The sequence below is a fragment of the Mycolicibacterium sp. 624 genome, from assembly GCF_040548615.1.
Taxonomy (GTDB): Bacteria; Actinomycetota; Actinomycetes; order Mycobacteriales; family Mycobacteriaceae; genus Mycobacterium.
In genome coordinates this window covers 774,526-796,858 of record NZ_JBEPRZ010000002.1, presented here as the reverse complement: position 1 = coordinate 796,858, position 22,333 = coordinate 774,526, and the positions used below count along the sequence as shown (strand labels likewise).

At 66.7% G+C, this 22,333-nt stretch carries 23 protein-coding genes and 1 pseudogene; 7 read left to right on the top strand and 17 right to left on the bottom strand.

Annotation, left to right across the window (positions count from 1 at the left end; all coding sequences use genetic code 11):
- Window positions 1–2 precede the first annotated feature (2 nt).
- From ABIA65_RS10825 to ABIA65_RS10780, 10 genes are all read right to left on the bottom strand, one after another.
- Entirely contained in the window at window positions 3–785 is a 783-nt protein-coding gene (locus tag ABIA65_RS10825; RefSeq protein WP_354523493.1) for a DUF1295 domain-containing protein, read from the bottom strand.
- Window positions 782–2,065 carry a class I SAM-dependent methyltransferase gene (locus ABIA65_RS10820; protein WP_354523492.1) on the bottom strand — a complete coding sequence of 428 codons (1,284 nt, stop codon included), beginning with the start codon at window positions 2,063–2,065 and terminating at the stop codon, window positions 782–784. Before ABIA65_RS10820 ends, ABIA65_RS10825 begins: the two co-directional genes overlap by 4 nt.
- A complete protein-coding gene (locus tag ABIA65_RS10815) occupies window positions 2,062–2,811 on the bottom strand; it encodes a DUF1365 domain-containing protein (protein ID WP_354523491.1) in 750 nt (249 codons plus the stop codon). The genes ABIA65_RS10820 and ABIA65_RS10815 overlap by 4 nt, the downstream gene beginning before the upstream one ends.
- Window positions 2,805–4,109, bottom strand: coding sequence for an NAD(P)/FAD-dependent oxidoreductase (locus ABIA65_RS10810; protein ID WP_354523490.1), 1,305 nt, complete (start codon window positions 4,107–4,109; stop codon window positions 2,805–2,807). The genes ABIA65_RS10815 and ABIA65_RS10810 overlap by 7 nt, the downstream gene beginning before the upstream one ends.
- A 36-nt stretch (window positions 4,110–4,145) precedes the next feature.
- Window positions 4,146–5,201: a poly-gamma-glutamate hydrolase family protein gene (locus ABIA65_RS10805; RefSeq protein WP_354523489.1), complete on the bottom strand. Its 1,056-nt coding sequence runs from the start codon at window positions 5,199–5,201 to the stop codon at window positions 4,146–4,148.
- Window positions 5,202–6,428 (bottom strand): Nramp family divalent metal transporter, encoded by a 1,227-nt coding sequence (locus tag ABIA65_RS10800; protein ID WP_354523488.1) that lies wholly within the window; start codon window positions 6,426–6,428, stop codon window positions 5,202–5,204.
- A gap of 96 nt (window positions 6,429–6,524) precedes the next feature.
- On the bottom strand, window positions 6,525–6,758 hold the full coding sequence (locus ABIA65_RS10795; RefSeq protein ID WP_241403320.1) for a hypothetical protein: 234 nt from the start codon (window positions 6,756–6,758) through the stop codon (window positions 6,525–6,527).
- Between the two features lie 100 nt (window positions 6,759–6,858).
- A complete protein-coding gene (locus ABIA65_RS10790; protein ID WP_241403321.1) occupies window positions 6,859–7,110 on the bottom strand; it encodes a hypothetical protein in 252 nt (83 codons plus the stop codon).
- Between the two features lie 29 nt (window positions 7,111–7,139).
- Window positions 7,140–8,216 (bottom strand): NAD(P)H-dependent amine dehydrogenase family protein, encoded by a 1,077-nt coding sequence (locus tag ABIA65_RS10785; protein ID WP_354523487.1) that lies wholly within the window; start codon window positions 8,214–8,216, stop codon window positions 7,140–7,142.
- Between the two features lie 11 nt (window positions 8,217–8,227).
- Window positions 8,228–9,019 (bottom strand): SDR family oxidoreductase, encoded by a 792-nt coding sequence (locus ABIA65_RS10780; protein WP_241403323.1) that lies wholly within the window; start codon window positions 9,017–9,019, stop codon window positions 8,228–8,230.
- A gap of 277 nt (window positions 9,020–9,296) precedes the next feature.
- On the opposite strand from ABIA65_RS10780, the pseudogene ABIA65_RS10775 reads away from it, so the two are divergent.
- Window positions 9,297–10,170, top strand: a pseudogene (locus ABIA65_RS10775) (hypothetical protein).
- Window positions 10,171–10,222: 52 nt separating this feature from the next.
- Here ABIA65_RS10775 and ABIA65_RS10770 read toward each other — a convergent pair.
- Genes ABIA65_RS10770 through ABIA65_RS10745 form a run of 6 tightly spaced genes read right to left on the bottom strand, consistent with a single transcriptional unit; the run spans window position 10,223 to window position 15,422 of the window.
- Window positions 10,223–10,681 (bottom strand): RDD family protein, encoded by a 459-nt coding sequence (locus ABIA65_RS10770; RefSeq protein WP_354523486.1) that lies wholly within the window; start codon window positions 10,679–10,681, stop codon window positions 10,223–10,225.
- The gene (locus ABIA65_RS10765; RefSeq protein WP_354523485.1) at window positions 10,678–11,145 is read right to left on the bottom strand and encodes a hypothetical protein; all 468 of its coding nucleotides are present in this window, start codon (window positions 11,143–11,145) and stop codon (window positions 10,678–10,680) included. The genes ABIA65_RS10770 and ABIA65_RS10765 overlap by 4 nt, the downstream gene beginning before the upstream one ends.
- Entirely contained in the window at window positions 11,138–12,070 is a 933-nt protein-coding gene (ku, locus tag ABIA65_RS10760; protein WP_241403327.1) for a non-homologous end joining protein Ku, read from the bottom strand. Before ku ends, ABIA65_RS10765 begins: the two co-directional genes overlap by 8 nt.
- A 9-nt stretch (window positions 12,071–12,079) precedes the next feature.
- A complete protein-coding gene (locus tag ABIA65_RS10755) occupies window positions 12,080–13,009 on the bottom strand; it encodes a carbohydrate kinase family protein (RefSeq protein ID WP_354523484.1) in 930 nt (309 codons plus the stop codon).
- Entirely contained in the window at window positions 13,006–14,424 is a 1,419-nt protein-coding gene (locus ABIA65_RS10750) for a mannitol dehydrogenase family protein (protein ID WP_354523483.1), read from the bottom strand. Before ABIA65_RS10750 ends, ABIA65_RS10755 begins: the two co-directional genes overlap by 4 nt.
- Window positions 14,421–15,422 (bottom strand): NAD(P)-dependent alcohol dehydrogenase, encoded by a 1,002-nt coding sequence (locus ABIA65_RS10745; protein ID WP_241405486.1) that lies wholly within the window; start codon window positions 15,420–15,422, stop codon window positions 14,421–14,423. The genes ABIA65_RS10750 and ABIA65_RS10745 overlap by 4 nt, the downstream gene beginning before the upstream one ends.
- Before the next feature lie 110 nt (window positions 15,423–15,532).
- Between ABIA65_RS10745 and ABIA65_RS10740 the strand changes: the two genes are divergently transcribed.
- Genes ABIA65_RS10740 through ABIA65_RS10715 form a run of 6 tightly spaced genes read left to right on the top strand, consistent with a single transcriptional unit; the run spans window position 15,533 to window position 22,085 of the window.
- A complete protein-coding gene (locus ABIA65_RS10740; RefSeq protein WP_241403330.1) occupies window positions 15,533–16,480 on the top strand; it encodes a sugar-binding transcriptional regulator in 948 nt (315 codons plus the stop codon).
- 13 nt (window positions 16,481–16,493) lie between these two features.
- Window positions 16,494–17,849 (top strand): ABC transporter substrate-binding protein, encoded by a 1,356-nt coding sequence (locus tag ABIA65_RS10735; protein WP_241403331.1) that lies wholly within the window; start codon window positions 16,494–16,496, stop codon window positions 17,847–17,849.
- Window positions 17,846–18,817 (top strand): carbohydrate ABC transporter permease, encoded by a 972-nt coding sequence (locus ABIA65_RS10730; protein WP_241403332.1) that lies wholly within the window; start codon window positions 17,846–17,848, stop codon window positions 18,815–18,817. The genes ABIA65_RS10735 and ABIA65_RS10730 overlap by 4 nt, the downstream gene beginning before the upstream one ends.
- Window positions 18,817–19,686 carry a carbohydrate ABC transporter permease gene (locus tag ABIA65_RS10725; RefSeq protein ID WP_241403333.1) on the top strand — a complete coding sequence of 290 codons (870 nt, stop codon included), beginning with the start codon at window positions 18,817–18,819 and terminating at the stop codon, window positions 19,684–19,686. Before ABIA65_RS10730 ends, ABIA65_RS10725 begins: the two co-directional genes overlap by 1 nt.
- 40 nt (window positions 19,687–19,726) lie before the next feature.
- The gene (locus ABIA65_RS10720; RefSeq protein ID WP_354523482.1) at window positions 19,727–20,809 is read left to right on the top strand and encodes an ABC transporter ATP-binding protein; all 1,083 of its coding nucleotides are present in this window, start codon (window positions 19,727–19,729) and stop codon (window positions 20,807–20,809) included.
- Window positions 20,793–22,085: a DUF4032 domain-containing protein gene (locus ABIA65_RS10715; protein ID WP_354523481.1), complete on the top strand. Its 1,293-nt coding sequence runs from the start codon at window positions 20,793–20,795 to the stop codon at window positions 22,083–22,085. The genes ABIA65_RS10720 and ABIA65_RS10715 overlap by 17 nt, the downstream gene beginning before the upstream one ends.
- Window positions 22,086–22,088: 3 nt before the next feature.
- Here the strand turns inward: ABIA65_RS10715 and ABIA65_RS10710 are convergent, their stop codons facing one another.
- Window positions 22,089–22,316: a hypothetical protein gene (locus ABIA65_RS10710; RefSeq protein ID WP_241403336.1), complete on the bottom strand. Its 228-nt coding sequence runs from the start codon at window positions 22,314–22,316 to the stop codon at window positions 22,089–22,091.
- Between the last annotated feature and the right edge of the window lie 17 nt (window positions 22,317–22,333).

The following is a 22,333-nucleotide window of genomic DNA, read 5'->3' as shown; positions in this document are numbered from 1 at the left end:
AGTTATCGAGATCTAGGTGGGCGTGGTACGAAAAACGATGTGCGGGACTGGTATTGGCGAAATCCCGGTCGATCGGCCATGAACTTCTCGGTGCGGCGGGCTCCTGTCGCGTAGACCAGGAAGTAGGTCATGGCGACGGGCGAGAGCACCGTCGTCAGCGACACCGCACCGGCGATGCTGATCAGCCAGAGCCCCCACCACACCGTGGCATCCCCGAAGTAGTTGGGATGCCGCGTCCACGCCCACAGGCCGCGGTCCATGATCTCGCCCTTGTTGGCAGGGTCGGCCTTGAATGCCTTGAGCTGGTGATCGCCGACCGCTTCGAACAGCACTCCGATCAACCACACGATGACGCCACAGATCAGCACGGGGACTAGCGCGGGCGGGGTGGGACCAAGCGTCGCCGACAACTGCAGTGGCAGCGACACGAACCACGTCGCGACCGCCTGTATCAGGAAGATCTTGCGCAGCACGGTTGACGCCGAGAAGTCGCCCTTGAGCAGCGCGGCGTAGCGGGGGTCCTCACCCTTGCCCCTCGACTTGCTCACCATGTGCCACGCCAGGCGCAGGCCCCACACCGCGACGAGGCCGAGTAGCAGCAGCCGCCGCATCAGGTCACCTGTGCCGATGGAAGCGGCAACGGCGGCCACGACGACGAAGCTCGCACCCCACGTCACGTCGACGACGTTGTAGCGCCCGATCCGGCGGCCGATGAGGAAGGTGAGCCCGTAGGCCACGAGCACGACAGCGAGCGATACCGCGCTGATGACAATGAAGTTCGTCATCGGTCTGATCCGCCCGAACCCGTTGGCGCGAAAGTCCATTGGTAGACGTCGAGGTAGCCCGACCGGAAGCCCGCCTCGGAGTACGCCAGATACAGCTCCCACATACGCTGAAAGACGTCGTCGAAGCCCAGCGCGGTCACCGCCTCGTGACGCTCCCCGAACCGTTCGCGCCACAACCGCAGCGTCTCGGCGTAGTGGGGTCGCAGCGAGCGCATGCCGACGGTCCGCAGACGTGTCTGGCGCTCGGTGATGCCGAGGATCGCCTCCGTGGACGGGATCAGGCCGCCTGGAAAGATGTACTTCTGGATCCAGGTATAGGTGTTGCGGGAGGCCAACATTCGGTCGTGCGGCATCGTGATGGCCTGGACCGCGACCCGCCCTCCCGGCGCGACGAGCCGGTCTAGAGTCTGGAAGTACGTCGGCCAGAACCGGTATCCGACCGCCTCGATCATCTCGACCGAGACCACGGCGTCGTACCGGCCCTCGACCTCGCGGTAATCCTGGAGTTCGATGGTGACCAGGTCGGACAGGCCGGCTTCGGCGACGCGCTGTCGCGCGAGGCGTTGCTGCTCGGCCGACAGCGTTATCGAGTGCACGTGGGCACCGCGAGATGCGGCCCGGATGCACAGCTCGCCCCAGCCCGTGCCGATCTCCAGGACGCGACTGCCCGTGCCAACGCACGCCGCGTCGAGCAGGCGGTCGATCTTGCGCCGCTGAGCCTCGGGCAGTTGCTCCCAGACGGGCGTCCCGGTGTCGAACAGGGCGCTTGAGTACGTCATGGTCTCGTCGAGGAAGTGCCCGAACAGGTCATTGGACAGGTCGTAGTGCTCGGAGATGTTGTTACGGGCCTGCTTGAGACTGTTGTACATCGAACGGGGATGGCGAACCACAGCTAGTGGCCTAAGGCGTTGCAGGGCAGGCGGAATCAGGTCGGCGACCGAGTTGGCGAACACAGTCATCAGCTCGGCGAGGTCGGTGGAGTCCCACTCGCCGGCCATATAGGCCTCACCGAACCCGATCAGGCCGAACCGGCCCACCCTGCGGGCCAGGCTCTGCGGATCGTGGATGACCATGGTCGGCAAGGTCGGATCGGCGGCGCCGACGATCGTGCCGTCTGGGTATTCCAGCCGTAGCGCCAGCCGGGCGGCGGCCCGTCGCAGCAGCCCATCCGCGATGCGCCCGTACACAAGGCTGCGTACGCCCCGCGGACTTCGCGCGACGGCCGGCCAACGGTCCGAAATCGCAGCGGCACCGATACTTCCGGTGATGTCGGTGGTCACAGTTGCTTGACCCTCTCCTTCTCGGCGACGGATGTTCGGGGAACGACGGGAACCCGTCGCGCCCACAATGTGATGCCCTGAATCCGAATCCACACCGCCCCCATGAGCGGGGCCGCGGGGGCTATCAGTTGCATGCGCAGTACCTGCGCGACGCCCGCCCTGCGTCGGGTGCCGCGCAGCGTGGCGACGAACGCCGGGATGTGCTCGCGGTGAAGTGAGATGGCGACATCGAGGGACTCGTCCGGCTCGGGCGCGCGCACCAGGTAGTACCCGTCGACCTCGTTGAAGGGTGAGACGTACAGCGACTTCTTCACGGCCGCTGGCGCGTCGCCCGTTGGTGGGAGCAGATATGCGTGCCTGCCGCCGTATGTGTTGTGCACCTCGGCGATCACGTGCCGCAGCACGCCGTCGGAGTCGTGGCACCAGTAGATGCTGATCGGATTGAACACGTAGCCGAGTACCCGTGCCTGCAGCAGCGCGGTGACGGTGCCGTCGCGCACGTCGATACCGCGTTCGGCGAGGAACGCGTCGACACGGTTGCGCAGTGTGTCGTCGACACCCGTGGGTGGTGGTGTCGAGAAGTGGTCGCGGGCTTCGAACTTCGCGAATGGGCGCAGGCCCCGCGGCAGCCGCGGCAGGTTGTCCAGGTCGACGAGCCAGCTGTATCCGCGTTGCTCGAAGTAGTGGTGCACCGGAGCCCGGCGCAGGTGCGTGATGCGGGTGCGGTACAGACTCGGGGTCAGCACGCGGCCACCTCGTGCTTCGACGCGGCACGCCAGTCGGCGCCGAGTCGTTGGGCGGCGCGAAGGCCGGACGCCGCACCGTCCTCGTGGAAGCCCCAGCCGTGGTATGCCCCGGCGAACACCACCCGATCGTCGTCGAGTTCGGGAAGTCGGCCTTGCGCGGCAACGGATTCGGGTGTGTAGAGCGGATGCGCGTAGGTCATCTCGGCGATCACGGTGCTCTGGTCAACCCGGTGCCCGCCGCCCAGGGTGACGAGGTAACGCGTCGCGCCGCCCAGGCGCATCAAGCGCGTGACGTCGTAGGTGACCAGCACGGTGTCGGAGTCGTGGGCGACCAGGTAGTTCCATGATGCGCGGGCACGCGGCCTGCGTGGCAACACCGAGGCATCGGTGTGCAGCTGGGCGTGGTTGATCGAGTAGGGCATCGCGCCCAGTACCGCCCGCTCGGCGCAGGTCGGCTCGGCGAGCATGTGCAGCGCCTGCTCGGGATGGGTGGCCACCACTGCGGCGTCGAAGCGGCGCGGGGCGCTGTCACCGGCGCTCACCAGAACGCCCTCGGGTATCCGTCGCACCGCGGTCACCGGCGTGCCCATCGACACCTCGTGCAACGTCTCGGCGATCGCGTTGACGTAGGTCGCCGATCCGCCGACCACGGTGCGCCAGGTCGGCGAGCCGAACACCGAGAGCATGCCGTGGTGTTCGAGGAAGACGAAGAGGTAGCGCGCCGGATACCGCATCGCCGCACCGGGCGCGCAGGACCAGACGGCGGCGACCAGCGGCCGCGCGAAGTGCTCGACGAAGTAATCGGAGAATCCGTGCCGCCGCACGAAGTCACCCAAAGGCTCGCCGTCGCCCGCTGACTCGTCGGCGAGCAGTGCGCTCGCGACGCGGTGAAACCTTCGCACCTCGGCGAGCATCAGCAGGTAGCGGGGCTTCGCCAGCGACCCGATCGAGGGGAACAGGCCGCCAATTCCGCGGGCCCCCGCGTACTCCAGTCCGGCGACATCGTCACGCACCGACATCGACATGTCGGTGTCGTTGGTGGCGATACCCAGCTCGCCGAACAGCCGGCACAGTGTCGGATAGGTGCGGTCGTTGTGCACCAGGAACGCCGAGTCGATGCCGATGACCCTGCCGTCTCCGTCGTCGACGAAATGGGTGTGCGCGTGCCCGCCGAGGCGGGTGTCGGCCTCGTACAGCGTCACCTGGTCGCGCGCCGAGAGCACATGGGCCGCCGTGAGGCCGGCGATTCCGCTCCCGATCACGGCGATCGAGCGTCCTAGCTGGTCTTCTCGTTCCACACTCCCTATTCGGAGCCGGCTGCGGAGTGGATGGGTCTAGACGGGGCGCCAGGTGCGGGCCGCCGTCACGAGGCCGTCGACCAGCAGTGAGGTGGCGCGGGTCAGTCCGTCCTCGCCCACCGGACCGCTGCGCGGGCTGGTGCCGCGCACTCGGGGGGTGAGTTCGAGTTGGGTGCCACCGCCCCGTGGCTTGTTCACGGGGTTGGCCGGGTGCATTCCGCGTAGCTCACGCGGGATGGAGTCCAGGTCGGTGATCACCTGATAGCCGGGCAGCGCAACGGTGTCGGCGAGGTGCGCGGCCAATGCGCGGTTGCGGCCACCGGCGAGTAGGTGGGTGCTGCGGCCGATGCGTCCGTAGCCGTGCAGCGAGACCGCGAACGCGACGTGGTCGAGGAACTCCGCGAGACGGTCGGACTCGGCGGCGGCATAGGACGCTGACGACAGATGGTATGGGTAGTTGTCGGGGTGGCGCACGACGTAGACCGACGCGCCGGCGGCCTCGGCGGCGCGTTCGGCGATGACGTCGGTCATCTGCTCCAGGCCGCCGCCGTGGATCGCGAGGAAGCCGAATCCCGACCGCAGCGTGCTGGACTCCTCGACATGAGGATCGGCCAGCAGTTCTGAGAGTGATTGCGGCCCAGGCTTTTCAGTCGGTGCCAGGGCGCGCGGCCAGTGCTTCGGATCCCACCGGTGCAGGAAGTCCACCCAACGCTGCGGCAGCCCGTGGTGGCGCGCGCCGTCGATGACCCGCTCCAGGTATCCGGGCCGGGGGGCGCCGGGTTCGACGCGGTGGTCGATGTAGACCCAGGCGTGGCGCGGGCCGTGCTCGGTATGCACGACGAGTTTGTCGCGGCGGTACCGGACGGGCACACCCTCGGCGCTGTCGAGGACGTCCAGATCGCTGTCGCTGACCTGCCAGAGCACGCCGTGCACCTCGGCTCCGTCGACGGGTTCCACGGTCGCGACGCCGCGCTCATTGATCAGCCAGTCATGGTCGGCGAGGGTGGCCGGCAGCGGGCTGAGCGCATCGGGGCAGCGCTGCGCCATCTGCGCAACGTTCAGGTTCGATCCGTACGCGAAGTACGGCTGCATTCAGCCTGTGACGGTCAGGTAGATCAACACCACGTTCAACACCGTAATCACTCCGGCGACCAACCATCCGAGCGCGGTGGTCACGCGGTGGTTGACGTCGGCGCCCATCAGCACGCGATTGCTGGTCAGGCGTACCAGCGGGATCAGGGCGAACGGGATGCCGAACGACAGCACGACCTGTGAGAGCACCAGCGCCCGGCTGGGGTCCACGCCGATGGCCAGGATCACGAGTGCGGGGATCAGCGTCACCAGCCGCCGCAGCAGCAGCGGGTAGCTGCGCCGCAGCAGGCCCTGCATGATCATCGCTCCGGCGTAGGCCCCCACCGACGTCGAGGCGAGACCTGAGGCGAGCAGTCCGATGGCGAAGAACAGGGCGACCGTGTGGCCCAACGTGTTCTGCACCGCGGCGTGGGCGCCCTCGATGGAGTCGGTGTTCTCCATGCCCTGCAGGTTGGTCGCGGCGACCAGCAGCATCGCGAGGTTCACCGCCCCCGCGACGAGCATGGCGAGGCCGACGTCGTAGCGGGTGATCCGCAGCAGGCGGCGTCGCGGGGCGCCCGCCTCGGGATGGCCGTGCCGGTCGCGCGCAAGCCCCGAGTGCAGGTAGACGGCGTGCGGCATCACGGTCGCCCCGAGCATTGCGGTGGCGAGCAGGATGCTCTCCGGGCCGTCGAACCGGGGGAGCAGGCCGCCCGCCACGTCTGCCGGTGACGGCGGCGCGACGAACAGGCTGGTGAGGAAGCCGATCGCGATGACGAGCAGCAGCCCGGTGATCACGCGCTCGAACATCCGCTGGCCGCGGCGGTCCTGGACGGCCAGCAACAGCAGTGAGACGGCGCCGGTGATCACGCCGCCGATGAGTAGCGGCAGGTCGAACAGCAGGTAGAGCGCTATCGCACCACCGACGACCTCGGCGAGATCAGTTGCCATCGCGACGAATTCGGCCTGCAGCCAGTACGCGATACGGGTGCGGGTGCGGGAGTGGTCGGCCACCGCCTCGGGCAGGCTGCGCCCGGTGACGAGGCCGAGCTTGGCCGACAGGTACTGCACCAGGCCGGCCATGACGTTGGCGACCAGGATCACCCACACCAGGAGGAACCCGAACTGGGCGCCTGCACTGACGTTGGCGGCGACGTTGCCGGGGTCGACGTAGGCGATTGCGGCGACGAATGCCGGGCCGAGCAGCAGCATGCCCGGGCGTACCCGTGCCTTGGTTTCGATTGCCAACGAACTCACTCTCTATCCGGGACGGCGAATAGAAAAGTTAGGTTAGCCGAAACCCTCAGGTCATGGCAATCGTGCCCCTGTTTTCAGGGCCGGGCGCTACCAGATGCCGAAGACGAAGCCGCCGCCGTACGGCCAGCCGTAGAAGGGGCCGTTGTTCATCGCGGGCGGCGATGTCGTGATCGAGTTGCTGCCGTTTGTGGCGCACTGCGTGGTGTTTGGGGCGGTGTTCACACACGTGGGCTGGGCCGCGGCCACTGGCGCTGCCAGGACCGCGAGGCACAAACCGATAGCCGCCAGTAGCGGCACCGAATAGCGAGACGTGATGGTCATGACCTGCTCCGATCGCTGCAGCAATGATACGCCGCAGAGCGCAGGTCAGGACCGTCAGCGCCGCGTCAAAAAACGAAGAACCGTCAAAAAACGAAGACCGTTATAGAACGAAGAACTCGTCGTCCCACGGGAACATGCCGTAGCCGGGCTCGGGCGGGGTGGCGTCGATCTGGACGTTGCCGGGGCTGGCGCAGTCGGTGGTCTGGCCGCCCTCGACGGATGACCCGCCGGTGACCTCGCACTGGGGCAGAAGCGGGTTGGGGGGCTCCGCGGCGGCGGTGGGGGCGGCCGCGACAGCGACGCCGACACCGGCGGCGAAAATCATTGGAACGACGAAGCGAAGTGCACTCATTTGACTCTCCTCAGTCTCGGGCAACCGCGTCAATTGGGAGCGTACAGCCCTCGTCCCGTCACCAGTGGAAGGTCTAGGGTGGTGCGGATTCCGGGCGGTGCCGCAACCACTTCCGGGATGGCGTTGACGACTCTGGCTGCCGTCGCCACCAGCCCCGCGTGGTTGTGATCGCCTTTGCGACTACTGAGACACAGGTCGAGTGCATAAGACGGTTCGCCGGTGATCTCGATGCGGTAGGAGCCGCCCTCCTGCGCGGGTTGCGGCCACTCCGGATGCAGGTCATCGCGGAGGCGGGTGACGTGTTCGAGAACGACTGCCGCCTTGCCGTCCTTCATTCCGCGAACCTCGAACCGCAGCGCGGCGGCGGTGCCCTTCGCGACGTGTCCGGAGGCGATGTCGAAGTCCTCCGGTGCCGGTGTCCGCGTGTGGGTCTCGGTGACCTCGTCGAGTTCGATGCCCAGTCCGGCGGCCAACTGCCGAACCACCGAACCCCACGCCAGGCTCAGTACCCCCGGCTGCAGCAGCATCGGGGTCTCATCGAGCGGCCTGCCGAAGCCCATCACGTCGAACATCACCGTGGCGCTGTCATAGGTGTCGTAGTTGATGATCTCCATGCACCGGATCTGCTCGATGCTCTGGCAGGTTCCGGCGAGCGCCATCGGCAGCAGGTCGTTGGCGAAGCCCGGATCGATGCCGCCGATGAACAGACTGGCCTGGCCGGATGCCGCCGCGTCTGCGATCGGGGCAATCATGTTCTCGGGCAGTGTCTGCCACGGGTACTGCAGGAAAACCGCGCTGCTGCCGACGAGGTTGACGCCCGCCGCCAGGATGCGCCGGTAGTCCTCGAGCGCCTCGACCAGGCGGTTGTCCGCCATTGCGGTGTACACCGCGCAGTCGGGTTCGGTGGCGAGCACGTCGTCGAGATCGGTGGTGGCGATGATGCCCGTCTCTATGTCGAGCCCGGCGAGTTCACCGGCGTCCTTGCCCTTCTTGGAGTCCGACGACACCCAGACGGCGGTCAGCTCGAAGCGCGGGTCGTTGATCAGCTGGGTCAGCGCGTGCTGGCCAACGTTTCCGGTGCCGATCGCGGCGACTTTGATGGGCAACTCGGTGCTCCTCACAGATCGGGGATGGGAAGGTCGAGGTTGGGGAAGGTGAGGCCGCCGTCGACCTCAAGGGTCTTACCGGTCAGGTAGCTACCGGCCGGCGACGCGAGATAGACAGCGGCAGCGGCGATATCGACCGGATCGCCGAGACGGCGCATCGGGGTGGCCTTCTCCATCGGCTCGCGAAGGCTGTCGTTGGAGGCCACCACGTCCAGCGCGGAGGTCAGGATCGACCCCGGTGCGATGGCGTTGACTCGGATGCGCGGCGCGAGGTCCAGTGCGGACAGTCGGGTGTAGTGCGCGAGTGCGGCCTTGGCGGTGCCGTAGGCGGCGAATCCGCGACCGGCGGTCCGGCCCATAGTCGAGGTGATGTTGATGATGCTTCCGCCGCCCGAGTGCTCGAGCATCAGCGGGACGGCCGCCGTCGTCAGCGCATGGGCGGTCGCGACGTTGAAGGTGAAGGCGTCGCGCAGGTCCTTCGTCGAGGTGTTCAGTAGCGCGTTGGGCATCGTGCCGCCGACATTGTTGACGACGATGTCTAGTTTGCCGAACGCCTCGACTGCCGCGGCCGCGAGCCTGGCGGTGTCCTCGGGGTGGGCGAGGTCGGCGACGACGACGTGGGCTTTGCGGCCGACGCCCCTTATCTGCTCAGCCACCTCGTCGAGCTGGGACTGTGTGCGCGCCGCGATCACCACGTCCGCACCGGCTTCGGCGAACGCCAGCGCCATCGCGGCACCGAGTCCGCGGCCCGCCCCGGTGACCACAGCCACCTGGTCGTCGAGCTTGAACCTGTCGAGAATCATGTGTTCCTCACTTCCCTAGCCGGGCGTCACGGTAACAAGGGTTACGGCCCGGCGTGGTCGGTTTCTGGAACACGTTCTAGTTTGGGTGCGAGTGTGACTGCCTTCCAATCGCCGAGATCTGCGCACGCGTCGTGAATTCGCGACGCGAGCGACGCTGGTGCAGAAGTCGGCGTGAAATGCGCGACTTCTGCACAGGCGTCGTTCCATCCACAGGCAGGCGGCGCCCGATCGCTGTTCCGAACGCGACTCGTCTGCTGCCTCGGCCAGCGTTCAGGGCATGTGGATACCTTTCGTTGGTAGCGAGGCGATCAGCGCAGGCAGTCTGACGCCCGGTGCTCTGCGGTGGAATCACCTGGCGTTGCATCCAGGGGTCTACGTACCGAAAGAACGCTGAGCAGACCCTGTTCACGCGGACCTTCGCGACGTGGCTCTGGACCGGGCGCCGAGGCGTCATCGCCGGGCGGGCTGCGGCGGCGCTGCACGGCGCGCGATGGGTCGACGACGCGACGCCGATCGAAGTGATTGCCGAACACACCCGCCCCCGACCGGGTGTCTTCGTGCACGAGGAACGGATCGCGCCCGATGAGATCGTCCGCATCGGCGAGATCCCAGTGACGTCGCTCGCGCGGACGGCGCTCGACCTCGGCCGACATCTCCCGCGCGACATCGCGGTGCCTCACCTCGACGCACTGGCTGCCGCGATCGGTGTGTCAGGCATCGAGGTGGCCGACCTACTTGAGCGGTACCGCGGCGCGAGGGGAGTCCGGCGTGCGCGAGAGGCACTGGCGCTGATGGACGGCGGCGCACAGTCACCGAAGGAGACGTGGTTGCGACTGCTGCTCATCGATGCGGGTCTACCCGCCCCGCGAACCCAGATCCGCGTCACCGACGGTTTCCGTGAGGCGTTCATCGATATGGGATACGACGAGCCGATGGTGGGCCTGGACTACGAGGGCGCACACCACAGCGCCAAGCGGACCCAGTACGTACACGACATCTGGCGCGCCGAACTCATTGATCGCCAGGGCTGGATTGACCTCCGGGTCGTCGCCGAGCACAGCCGCCAGTTCATCCTGCACCGAGTCCGTGAGGCGTTCGCACGCCGCGGATTCACGCCGCCACCTTCGCCGAGATCTGCAGGGCGGTCGTAAATTCACGACGCGAGCGACGCTGGTGCAGAAGTCGCGGGGCCGCAGGACGCGGCTACTCGGCGGCGCGGGTCACGTACACGACCCGGGTGCCGAAGGCCAGGTCCTGAATCGAGCGGCGTCTGCTGTCGACGGCCACCCACGCCAGCCCGATGGGCAGCACGACGCACGCGATGGCTCGCAGTAGCGCCGACACCACCGACATCCGTTCGGCGCGTCTGCCCACGACCCGCAGGCCCATGATCACCGCCCCTGCGGTGCAGCCCGAGACTGCCCAGCAGCCCGCGAGGTACAGCACCGCGACACCGAATGTCACCGTGCTGGAGAACAGCACGCCGACCGCGGGGAACCGAAACGCCGAGGGGTTCAGCGCTAGCGACGTGAGCACCAGCCCGACGTAGAGCATGCCGATGACCGCCAACACCACGGCGAGGTCCACGACAGCTGCCACACCGCGGCTGACGATGCCTGCCCGGCGCGGTTCGTCATCGGGCCCGGGTGCGAACTCGGTCAACGGGAACCCCTGTCGCGCCCCAGGATTCGATCGACAATGCCAGCCACGGCGTCGTCGGCCCGCTCGCCCCCGCTGCGCACGTCGGACATGACATCCGCGGTCACGGTGCTGGTGGACTCCCGGATGATCGCCGGGAGGTCGATGCCCGCGACGACCTCGTCGGCCAACCCGATGAGATCGACGCGCTTGCGCACGAGTGCATTGATGTCGAGCTCGTCGAGCACGAGTTCCACCAATTCGACGGCCACGGCGGCAATGGTGGCCTTCAGCGGTTCCAAGCCGTTCGCCACGACTTCCTCGCCTCGCCGCTCCAGAGCAGAGCGAGCGTCGGCCAGCCGCGCTCCCACGAACGGCAGCCGTTCACACACGCGGTAGGTCTCGGCTGCGACGCCCAGTGCCGTTATCGCGGTGCCGACGGCGACGTTCGTCAGTGGGTGCTTGGCAATACCCGACAGGTCAGTCACGCGACTGCTTGGCTGGTGCCTTCTTGGCAGCGGCCTTCTTCGCGGGTGCCTTCTTGGCGGCGGCCTTCTTCGCCGGTGCCTTCTTGGCTGGTGCCTTCTTGGCCTCGCCATCGCCATCGGACTTCGATGCACCCTTGCGAGCCTTGACGCTGGCCTCCAACTTGGCGAGCAGGTCCGAGACGTCGTCGGTCTCGTCGAGGTTGGCGGGCTCCTGCTCCTCGGTCGCGAACGCCTCTCCGCCTTCGAGTTTGGCCTGCACCAGTTCGTGGAGCTGTTCCTGGTAGTCGTCGCGGAACTGGTCGGGGTGGAAGTCGGCGGTCATCGACTCGACCACCTGGCCGGCCATCTTCAACTCGGAGGGCTTGACTTCGACCTTCTGATCGAGGATCGGGAAGTCGGGGTCGCGGATCTCATCGGGCCACAGCAGCGTGTGGATCACCATGACGTCGCGCTTGCTGAAGTCCTTGACCCGCAACGCCGCCAGCCGCGTCTTGTTGCGCAACGCGAAGTGCACGATCGCCACCCGGTCGGTCTCGGCGAGCGTCTTGGCCAGCAGCACGTAGGCCTTCGACGACTTCGAGTCGGGTTCCAGGAAATAGCTCTTGTCATACATCAGCGGGTCGAGCTGATCGGCGGGAATGAACTCGACGACCTCGATCTCGCGGCTGCGCTCCTCGGGCAGCGTCGCGATGTCGTCATCGGTGATGATGACGGTCTGGCCATCGTCGGAGTCATAGGCCCGCGCGATATCGCGGTACTCCACGACCTCGCCGCAGACCTCGCACACGCGCTTGTACCGGATGCGCCCGTTGTCCTTCTCATGCACCTGGTGGAACTTGATGTCGTGGTCCTCGGTCGCGCTATAGACCTTGACCGGGACGTTCACCAGCCCAAAGGCGACCGAACCCTTCCAGATGGAACGCATAGTTCAGTATTACCCACTTTGCTGGCCGCGTTGCAGCGCCGCGCGATCCGGCAAGTCGGCCCCGGCGCGCGCCACGGTCAGCGCCGACGCCAGCGAGGCCTCTCCCAGCACGTACTCCAACTCAGCGAGGTCGATGCGGGCCAGGGCTCTGCGCCGTTCGGCACCCAGCAGGCCCAGCGACCACAGCGCGTCGATGAGCCCCGTCATGAATGCGTCGCCCGCTCCGACGGTGTCGACGACCTGCACCGGACGCGCATCGACGCGGACCACGCCCGCGGCGCTCACGGCGAACGCTCCACGCTCGCCCATCGTCACCGCGACGATCGACGGCCCCAGCGCCTGCCACGCGGTCGCGATCTGCTCCGGTGTGCGGCCCGGGTCGATCCAATGCAGATCCTCGTCGCTGGCCTTGACGACGTCGGCCTTCTCGACCAGCCGGTCGATTCTGGCGATCGCCTGCCCGCGTTCGGTGATGAGCGCGGGCCGCACGTTGGGGTCATACGTGATGGTCGCCGCGGTTCGGTAGGCGTCCAACAGGGCGGCGGTGGCCAGGCATCCCGGGTCGAGGAACGCGGCTATCGATCCGGTGTGTGCCACCAGCGGTGGCGCGACCTCTGCGGTGCCCGACAGCCGCCAGTCGATATCGAACTCGTAGTCGGCCGCGCCCGCCTCATTGAGGTGCGCCATCGCGGTCGGCGTCCTTGTTGCCGTCCTGCTGCCCGAAACGAGCTGCACACCAGATGATTCGATGTACTCGGCGATGCGGTGCCCGCGGTCGTCGTCGGCGATGTGAGTGAGGAAGTCGACACCTCGCCCCAGCCTGCCCAGCCCGACCGCCACGTTGAGCGGGCTGCCTCCGACGTGCTCGCCCATCACCCGCCCGTCGTGCTCGACGATGTCGATGAGTGCCTCTCCGATGACCAGAGCGCGTTCGGTCATGACGACACCTGCCCGACCAGGGCCTGCAGTGTCGCGCGGGCGCCGTGACGGTGCAGCGAGTCCAGCGCCCACAGGTATGCCTCGACGAAGCGTGGCTGCTGTGCGAGATCGCCGAACACGTCGGTGTCGGAGATGAACGCCGTCGGCTCCTGGACTTGCGACTTGGCCAGTGGCACCAGTGTTTCCGCGAGCTGGTCCTGCACGTCGATCGGCTCACCCTGTTCGTCGACGCCCTCGGCGTAGCGTGCCCAACTGGCGACGGTCGCCGCCGACATCGCGATGGGCGCACCGCTGCGCAGGTTCTCCCGGATCACGGGCAGAAGCCACTTCGGGATGCGATCCGACGAGCCGAAGCACAGCCGGACGATGGTGTCGCGCACGCCCGGGTTGGCGAACCGCTCGATCAACGTCTGCTTGTACTCGGGCAGGTCGACGCCGGGAACGGGTTTCAGGGTCGGCGTGCCCTCGGTATCCATGTACTGGCGCAGGAACTCGGCGAACAGCGGGTCGCGTGCCGCGTCGTGCACCAGGCGGTACCCGGCCAGATAGGCGAAGTAGCACAGGCACTGGTGGCTGGCGTTGAGCAGGCGCAGCTTCATCAGCTCGTACGGTGTGACGTCATCGACGATCAGCACGTCGACGTCCTCCAACGGCGGCCGCCCGCTTGAGAATGAGTCCTCGAGCACCCAGGCGGTGAACGGCTCCGCGGCGACCGGCCACTGATCCTCCACACCGAAGTCCGTTGCGAGGGAGTCGATCACCTCCGGCGACGTGACGGGAGTGATGCGGTCGACCATCGAGTTGGGAAATCTGGTGTGCTCGTTCATCCACTCGGCGAGCCCGGGATGATGCTGCCGTGCGTATGCGGTGAAGGCTTCGCGCGCGACGTCGCCGTTACCCTCGATGTTGTCGCACGACACGATGGTCGGTGAGGGCACACCGCGCTCCCGCCGTCGCGCGAGAGCCCGGGTGACCAGTCCGAACACGCCGTCGGGCGGTGCGGAGTCGATGGAGTAGCCGCCCTCGGTGATGGTCAGCGAGATGATGCGGGTGGCGGGTGCGGCCAGCATCTCGATGACGGACTCCGGGTCGTCGGGGGCGTATCGGTAGTCGATGATCGACCCGATCACGCGTGCGTCGCGTGTGCCGTCGGGATTCTCGGTGACCAGTGTGTACAGGCAGTCCTGGGCGGCCATCACGTCGGCCATCCTGCGATCGGCGGGCATTACGCCGACGCCGCAGATGCCCCAGTCCTTGGCCTTGCCCTGCTGGAGCAACCGGTCGACGTACACCGCCTGATGCGCGCGATGAAAGCCACCCACCCCGAAATGGGCTATGCCGACACTGATTTCACCTCGGTCATACGTCGGCTTGACGATCGGGATATCGGCCAATGTCGCGTTGCTGAGCTTCATGACACCCTCACCACCGTCTTCACGCTACCCGGCACGAGATCGGTGTCGAGGGCCTCGGCGACGTTCTCGAGCGGGAACCGCGCCGTCACCATCGCGTCGAGGTCGACGCGTCCGGACGCGACCAGCGCGATCGCCGTCGGCCAGGTGTCGGCGTACCGGAACACACCCGTCAGCGTCAGCTCCCGGTTCTGGATCACCTGAGTCGGCAGCATCATCTCCTCGGCGCCCGACCCGACCAGGACGACGGTGCCCGCGGGTCGGACCGCACGGATTCCCGCGTTGACGGCGCTGGGTGCGCCGGATGCGTCGATGAACGCATCCACCTCGAGGTCGCCGAGGTCGCGGGTGGTCGGGTCGATCGCCGAGGTGGCGCCGAAGCTCAGCGCCCGCTCGCGGCGCGGGGCGTCGGGATCGCTCACGATGATCTCTGTCGCACCGTAGGCGCGAGCCAGTTGTGCGATGACGATGCCGATCGGGCCGGCACCGGTGATCAGTACCCGCGCGCCGGCGCCGAACGAGGCCTTGCGCACCGCGGCGATACCGACCGACAGCGGTTCGCACAGGGCGGCGGCCTCATCGCTGACGGTGTCGGGTACGGGATGCGCGAAGCCGGCACCGATGGTGACGTAGTCGCAGAAGGCGCCGTCGATGGGGGGCGTGGCGAAGAACTGCATGTGCGGGCACAGGTTGTAGTGGCCACGGCGGGTCTCGGTGCTATCGGGATCGGGCCGCTGCGGCTCGATGGACACGCGTTGTCCGATGCGCGCCGGATCCACTGACTCGCCGACGGCGACGATGGTGCCGGCCGCCTCGTGGCCGAGGACCAATGGCCCGTCGACGACGAAGCTGCCGACCCTGCCGTGCCGGAAGTAGTGGGTGTCGGACCCGCAGATTCCCACTGTCGCGACCTTGACCAGCACATCCCCTGGCCCCGGGGCCGGCACTGGGCGTTCCTCCATCTCGATGCGGCCCGGTTCGGACAGCACGGCGGTCCGCATCCGTTCAGGAATCGAGGGTGTTGTGTACGTCACACTAGGATGTTAGCGTGATGAGCATCTACACGCATCCATGAGCAAATGCTCACTATCGAAAAGGTAGAGCGCACACAGTGGCCCTGTCATCCGAAACGGCGAGCAAATCGACACCCGATGATTTGCGCCTGGCCCTGCGCGCCGCGACGTTGTACTACCTCGACGGTCTGACCCAGGCCGAGATCGCCGCCAAGCTCGGTGTCTCGCGACCGACGGCCGGGCGACTGGTCGCCCGGGCCAAGGCGAAGGGGCTGGTGCGCATCGAGGTCGTCGTCCCACCGACGATGAAGGACGACCTGCACGCCGAGGAGGAGCGACTCCTCGAGGAGCGCTACGGGCTGACCGAGGCCGTCGTGTCCGGGCACCTCGGTCGCGCATCGGCGGCGCTTCTGATGCGACGTCTCTCGGAGGACGACGTGCTCGGTTTCACCTGGGGGCCCGAACAGGTCGCCGCTGTCACCGCGCTGACCCCTGGTGTGGCGAGCTGCCGTGTCGTGGTGCAGCTCGACGGCGCCATGTCCACCGCGCAGTATCAGACCGGCATGGAGTTCATCATCAGCCGTAGCGCAGACATGTTGCGGGCCAGTCCCATGCGCCTACCGGCCCCGCTGTACGCGGACGCCTCGACGGTGGTGTCGCTGCACAGCGACTCGGGAATCTCGCGCACGTTGGAGACCGGGCGCCGCGCCGACACGATGCTTTTCGGCGTGGGATCAGCGTCCACCTCGACGACGTTGTTCGAGGGGAGCTTCCTGGACGTGCGGATGCTCGACGAGCTCGTTGCTCTCGGTGCGGTCGGAGAGATCGGCGGGCGGTTCTTCGACGCCGACGGTGCCGCGGTCGACACCGAGCTGGCCAGCCGGGCGGTATCCGTTCCGTTGGAGGACATCCGCGGATGTGAGAAGACGATCCTGGTGTGCAGCGGACCGCCGAAGTACGAGGCGACGCGTGCCGCGCTACGTGGCGGACTGGCCAAGCTCATCGTCTGCGATATCGATTGTGCACGTTGGCTATTGGATCAATGAGAGGCGGCAGTAAGTGAAAGCGAAACGAAGGGTGCTGCATCGACTCGCGGCGTGCGTCGCCGCTGTCGGTCTCACGTTCACCGCGGGCTGTGCTGGCGCCGGCAGCATGGGCTCCTCGGGGAACACCGTGACCATCGCATTGGTGTCCAACTCTCAGATGACCGACGCTCAGGCGCTCTCGAGCAGGTTCGAGGCCGAGAACCCCGATATCAAACTGCGTTTCGTGACGCTGTCGGAGAACCAGGCTCGTGCCAAGATCACCGCCTCCACCGCCATGGGTGGCGGCGAGTTCGACGTCGTGATGATCAGCAACTACGAGACGCCGCAGTGGGCCGAGAACGGCTGGCTGGTCAACCTCTCCGAGTTCGCGGCGAGGACGCCCGGCTATGACGAGGACGACTTCATTCCGTCGCTGCGGCAGTCGCTGTCCTATGACGGCTCGATGTATGCGGTGCCGTTCTACGGCGAGTCGTCGTTCCTGATGTACCGCAAGGACCTCATGGAGCAAGCAGGCATCACCATGCCGCGCGAACCCACCTGGCAGGAGGTCGCCGACGCCGCGAAGAAGCTCGACACCCCCGAAAGGGCCGGTATCTGCCTGCGCGGTAAGCCCGGCTGGGGCGAGGTGCTGGCGCCGCTGGACACCGTGATCAACACCTTCGGTGGGCGCTGGTTCGACGAGGAGTGGAACGCACAGCTCACCAGCCCGGAGGTCGAGCGGGCCGTGCAGTTCTACGTCGACACCGTCCGATCGGTCGGCGAACCCGGCCCCGCGACAAGCGGTTTCAACGAGTGCGCGACGCAGCTCGCGCAGGGCCAGGTCGCGATGTGGTACGACGCCACGTCCGCGGTGTCGGTGCTGGAGAACCCGGATTCCAGCACCGTGGTGGGCAAGATCGGCTATGCCTTCGCCCCGAAGGTGGAGAAGGCCAAGCCGGGCTGGCTCTACAGCTGGGCGTTGGGCATCCCCAAGAGCAGCGAAAACCAGGAGGCCGCATGGAAGTTCATCTCCTGGATGACCAGCAAGGAGTACCTGAAGATGGTCGGGGAGACCCTCGGCTGGGAGCGGGTGCCCCCGGGTAGCCGGCTCTCGACCTACGAGATTCCCGAGTACAAGAAGGCCGCCGCCGCATACGGCCCGCTGACGCTGGAGTCGATCGAGGCGGCCGACCCGGACAAGCCGACCGTCCAACCGGTGCCCTACACCGGAGTTCAGTTCCTGGCCATCCCCGAGTTCCAGGATCTCGGCACCAGGGTCAGCCAGCAGATCAGCGCTGCCATCGCAGGCCAGAAGACGGTGCCTGAGGCGTTGGCTCAGGCGCAGAAGTACGCACAGGTCGTCGGCGATACGTACAAGGAGAAGTCATGACCACTCTGAACGCATCGGAGCAGCGCGCCGCCGAACAGGACTCCGAACACGTCGCGCGGATCAAACAGAAACAGGACCCTGGCGTTTCCCGGGCGGAGGGGTGGCGCCTGCGGGGGCCGCTGCTGCCTGCGCTGATCTTCATGATCGTCGTCACCCAGATCCCGTTCCTGTTCACGCTGTACTACTCGACGCTGTCGTGGAACCTGGTGCGGCCGGGTAGCAGTAAATTCGTCGGGCTCAAGAACTACCTCGACGTCATCCAGGACAGCACGTTCTGGCAGGTCGCCCTCACCACGGTCATCCTCATCGTCGGCACCGTTCTGATCTCGGTGATCCTGGGGCTGCTGCTGGCGCTGCTGCTGGACCGGGCGTTCCTCGGCCGCGGCATCGTCCGGACGCTGCTCATCACGCCGTTCCTCATCACACCCGTTGCGGGAGCGCTGATGTGGAAGACCGCGATGCTCGATCCGGTGTACGGCATCGTCAACTGGGTGCTCAAACCGTTCGGCCTCGGGGGAATCGACTGGGTGAGTCAGTTCCCGTTGACCTCGGTGATGATCAACCTGGTCTGGCAGTGGACGCCGTTCATGATGCTGCTGATTCTGGCCGGTCTGACCTCGATGCCGCGTGACCAGCTGGAGGCGGGCAGGGTCGACGGAGCCACCGGCTTCCAGTTGTTCCGGGAGCTGACGTTGCCGCATCTGCGCCGGTTCATCGAGCTGGGCACGGTGCTGGGGGCGATCTATCTGGTCAACACGTTCGACGCGATCTACATGATGACGCAGGGCGGTCCGGGTACGGCGAGTGCCAACCTGCCGTTCTACATCTACCAGCGTGCGTTCCTCGGATTCGACATCGGCCAGGCCGCGGCCATGGGCGTCATCGTCGTCATCTTCACCATGATCATCGCCAGCTTCGCGCTTCGGTTGATCTTCAAATCATTCACCGGCAAGGAAGAGGCCGCCTGATGACTACTACTGAAGCAGCTGCGCCCGTGGCAGACGCGCCGGTCGCGAAGCGAAAGGTCAAGCGCCGCAGGTTCGATGCCTGGGGCGTGGTCGCCTGGATCGTCGGCCTGGGCTTCTTCTTCCCGGTGTTCTGGATGGTGCTCACGTCGTTCAAGCAGGAGGTCGACGCCTACACCCCATCGCCGAAGTTCTTCTTCACACCCACCCTGGATCAGTTCCGGGCGGTTTTCGATCAGGGTGTCGCCACCGGCCTGCTGAACTCGTTGTTCGCCACGACCGCATCGACCATCCTGGTGCTGCTCCTCGGTGTTCCCGCGGCGTTCGCATTGTCGCTGCGGCCGGTCCGCAAGACCCAGGATGCGCTGTTCTTCTTCATGAGCACCAAGATGCTGCCGATTGTCGCGGCGATCGTCCCCCTGTACGTGATCGTCTCCAATATCGGTCTGTTGGACAATATCTGGGCGCTCGTCATCCTGTACACCTCGATGAACCTGCCCATCGCGGTGTGGATGATGCGGTCGTTCTTCCTCGAGGTGCCCGGTGAACTGCTCGAGGCCGCCAGCCTGGACGGTGCCAGTCTGTGGCGTGCGGTGCGTGAGGTGATCCTGCCGCTGGTGTCGCCGGGAATCGCGGCGACCGCATTGATCTGCGTGATATTCGCCTGGAACGAGTTCTTCTTCGCGGTCAGTCTTACCGCGGTGCAGGCCCAGACGATGCCCGTGTTCATGGTCGGCTTCATCGCCGGCGAGGGCCTGTACTGGGCCAAGTTGTGCGCAGCGGCCACCATGGCCGCTCTGCCGGTGATCCTGGCGGGCTGGGTAGCGCAGAACAAGCTGGTCCGCGGCCTGTCCTTCGGCGCCATCAAGTAACCAGAGCACTTCGAGCCAAAAGTACTGAAAGGTAATCACAATGGCCGCAATCACCTACCGCAACGCATCGTGCATCTACGAGAGTTCGGACAAGCTCGCCGTCGACTCGCTCAACCTCGACATCAAGGACGGTGAGTTCGTCGTCCTGGTCGGCCCGTCCGGCTCGGGCAAGAGCACCGCGCTGCGGATGCTGGCCGGCCTCGAGGACATCGACGAGGGCAGCATCGAGATCGGCGGTAAGGACATGACCGGCGTGCCGTCCAAGGACCGCGATATCGCGATGGTGTTCCAGAACTACGCGCTGTACCCGAACAAGACCGTCGCCGAGAACATGGGCTTCGCGCTCAAGCTTCGGGGCGTCTCCTCGGATGAGCGGCGCCGCAAGGTCGAGGAGGCCGCCAAGATGCTCGACCTCACCGAGTTCCTGGACCGCAAACCAGCCAAGCTCTCCGGTGGTCAGCGCCAGCGCGTGGCGATGGGACGTGCCATCGTGCGTGAGCCGCAGGTGTTCTGCATGGATGAGCCGCTGTCCAACCTCGACGCCAAGCTGCGAGTGCAGACCCGTACCGAGATCGCCGCCCTGCAGCGCCGGCTGGGCACCACCACCGTCTATGTCACCCACGACCAGGTCGAGGCCATGACAATGGGCGACCGGGTGGCGGTGCTCAAGAACGGAAAGCTGCAGCAGTTCGCCTCGCCCGCAGACCTTTACGACAAGCCCGCCAACGCCTTCGTGGCGGGCTTCATCGGCTCGCCCGCGATGAACCTGGTCACGGGGCAGATCGTCAGCGCCGGCGTGAAGATCGGCGACGACTCCACACTGCAACTCGAACGCGACCAGTTGGCGCTTCTGCAGGACGCCGGCCTGTCCGAGGTCACCGTCGGCGTCCGGCCCGAGCACCTTGAGGTGTCCGACGGCGGTGGTATCGACGTCGTGATCGACCTCGTCGAGGATCTCGGCAGCGAAACCTACCTGTACACCCACGCCAGCCCCGGTGTGCACCTGGTGGCGCGATCGTTGTCCCGCACGCCGGCCCGTCTCGCCGAGACCGTGGAACTGCGCAAGAAGCCCGAGGGCGTCGTGCACATGTTCAATCCGGACACCGGTGAGCGCATCGGCTGACGTGCCACCTGAGTTGCGGCTCCGCGCACCAACTCCCGGCCTGCTCGCGCTGCCATGGGACCGTCCGCTGGAACGGTGGCTGGTGCCCGACGTCGCGCTGCGCGATATCGCGGTGGGTCCGAGTCGCCACCTGGTGAAGTTCGTCGAGGCCGACGGTCATCTCTGGGCGGTCAAGGACATGCCGCCGCGGGTCGCGGTCAAGGAGTACGACGTGCTGCGTCGGCTCGAGGAGATGGGGCTGCCGGCCGTGCGTGCCGCCGGTCTGGTGCTGCAGCCCGAGTTCGAGACGGCGATCCTGCTGACTCGCTATCTGGAGGGTTCGTGGCAGTACCGCCGGCTGTTCATGCGGCTGCCTCCTGATCAGCCCAAGCACAGGGCGCGGCTGCTGGACGCGATGGCCGGGCTGTTGGTGGAGCTGCATCGCCACGGAGTGTTCTGGGGCGATTGCTCATTGGCGAACACGCTGTTCTCGCGGGACGGTCAGCTGCTGCAGGCATGGCTCGTCGATGCCGAGACGTCCGAGGTGCATCCGTCCCTGAGTCGCGGTCAGCGTCGGCACGATCTCGAGATCCTCGTGGAGAACGTGGCGATGGGCATGCTCGACATGGCTGAGCGGCTCGAGCAGCCGGAGTCGTTGCACCACACGCTGATTGCCGAGGCTGAGCAGGTGCAGGTCCGATACGAGACGTTGTGGGATCTGCTGCACGCCGCACCCGTGCTGGACTTCACCGACCGCTATCGTGTCGAGGGCACCATCCGGGCGCTCAACGACCTCGGCTTCGTGGTCGATGAACTCTCGCTGCAACCCGACAGCGCCGATCCGAGCCGGCTCCGCGTGCACGTCGCCGTGGGCGACCGTCGGTACCACGCGCGGCATCTGCGGGATCTCACCGGACTGGACGTGGGGGAGGGGCAGGCCCGCATCCTGCTAGGCGATCTGCACGCGTATCGGGCGCAGCTGTGCCTCGAGGCCGGGCACGACGTCGACGAGTCGACCGCCGCGCGGCTGTGGGTCATCGAGGTGGTGACCCCGACCGAGCAGTTGGCACACGCCGCGTTGGGCCGCGCCGGTACACCGATCCAGGCCTACTGCGATCTGCTGGAGGTGCGTTGGCTGTTGAGCGAGAGGGCCGGCCACGACGTCGGCACCTCCAGAGCGCTTGCCGCGCTGGCACGCGACGGCATACCCGTGGACTCCGCGGCGAAGTTGGCGATCGCCGAGATTCCGACACAACCGTTCGCGGTGCTGTCGGAAGACGACGACGACGGCGACTGACGATCAGGTGACGGGTTGCTCGGCCGGGTTGAGGCCGAAGGGGAGGTCGGGACTGACGCCGGACGGTGCGTTGGTGAAGATCTGCGACGAACTGGTCCGGCAGTTGCTGTCCATCGGGGTCTGATCACCCGAGCAGTAGGGCACCAGATCTTGCGGATCGGCACCGGCCACCGGCGCTGCCAGCAGCGCTACCCCACTCAGGAGCAGTGCCGCCAACGCGCGCTTTCCCACCTGGTGAATGCTACTCC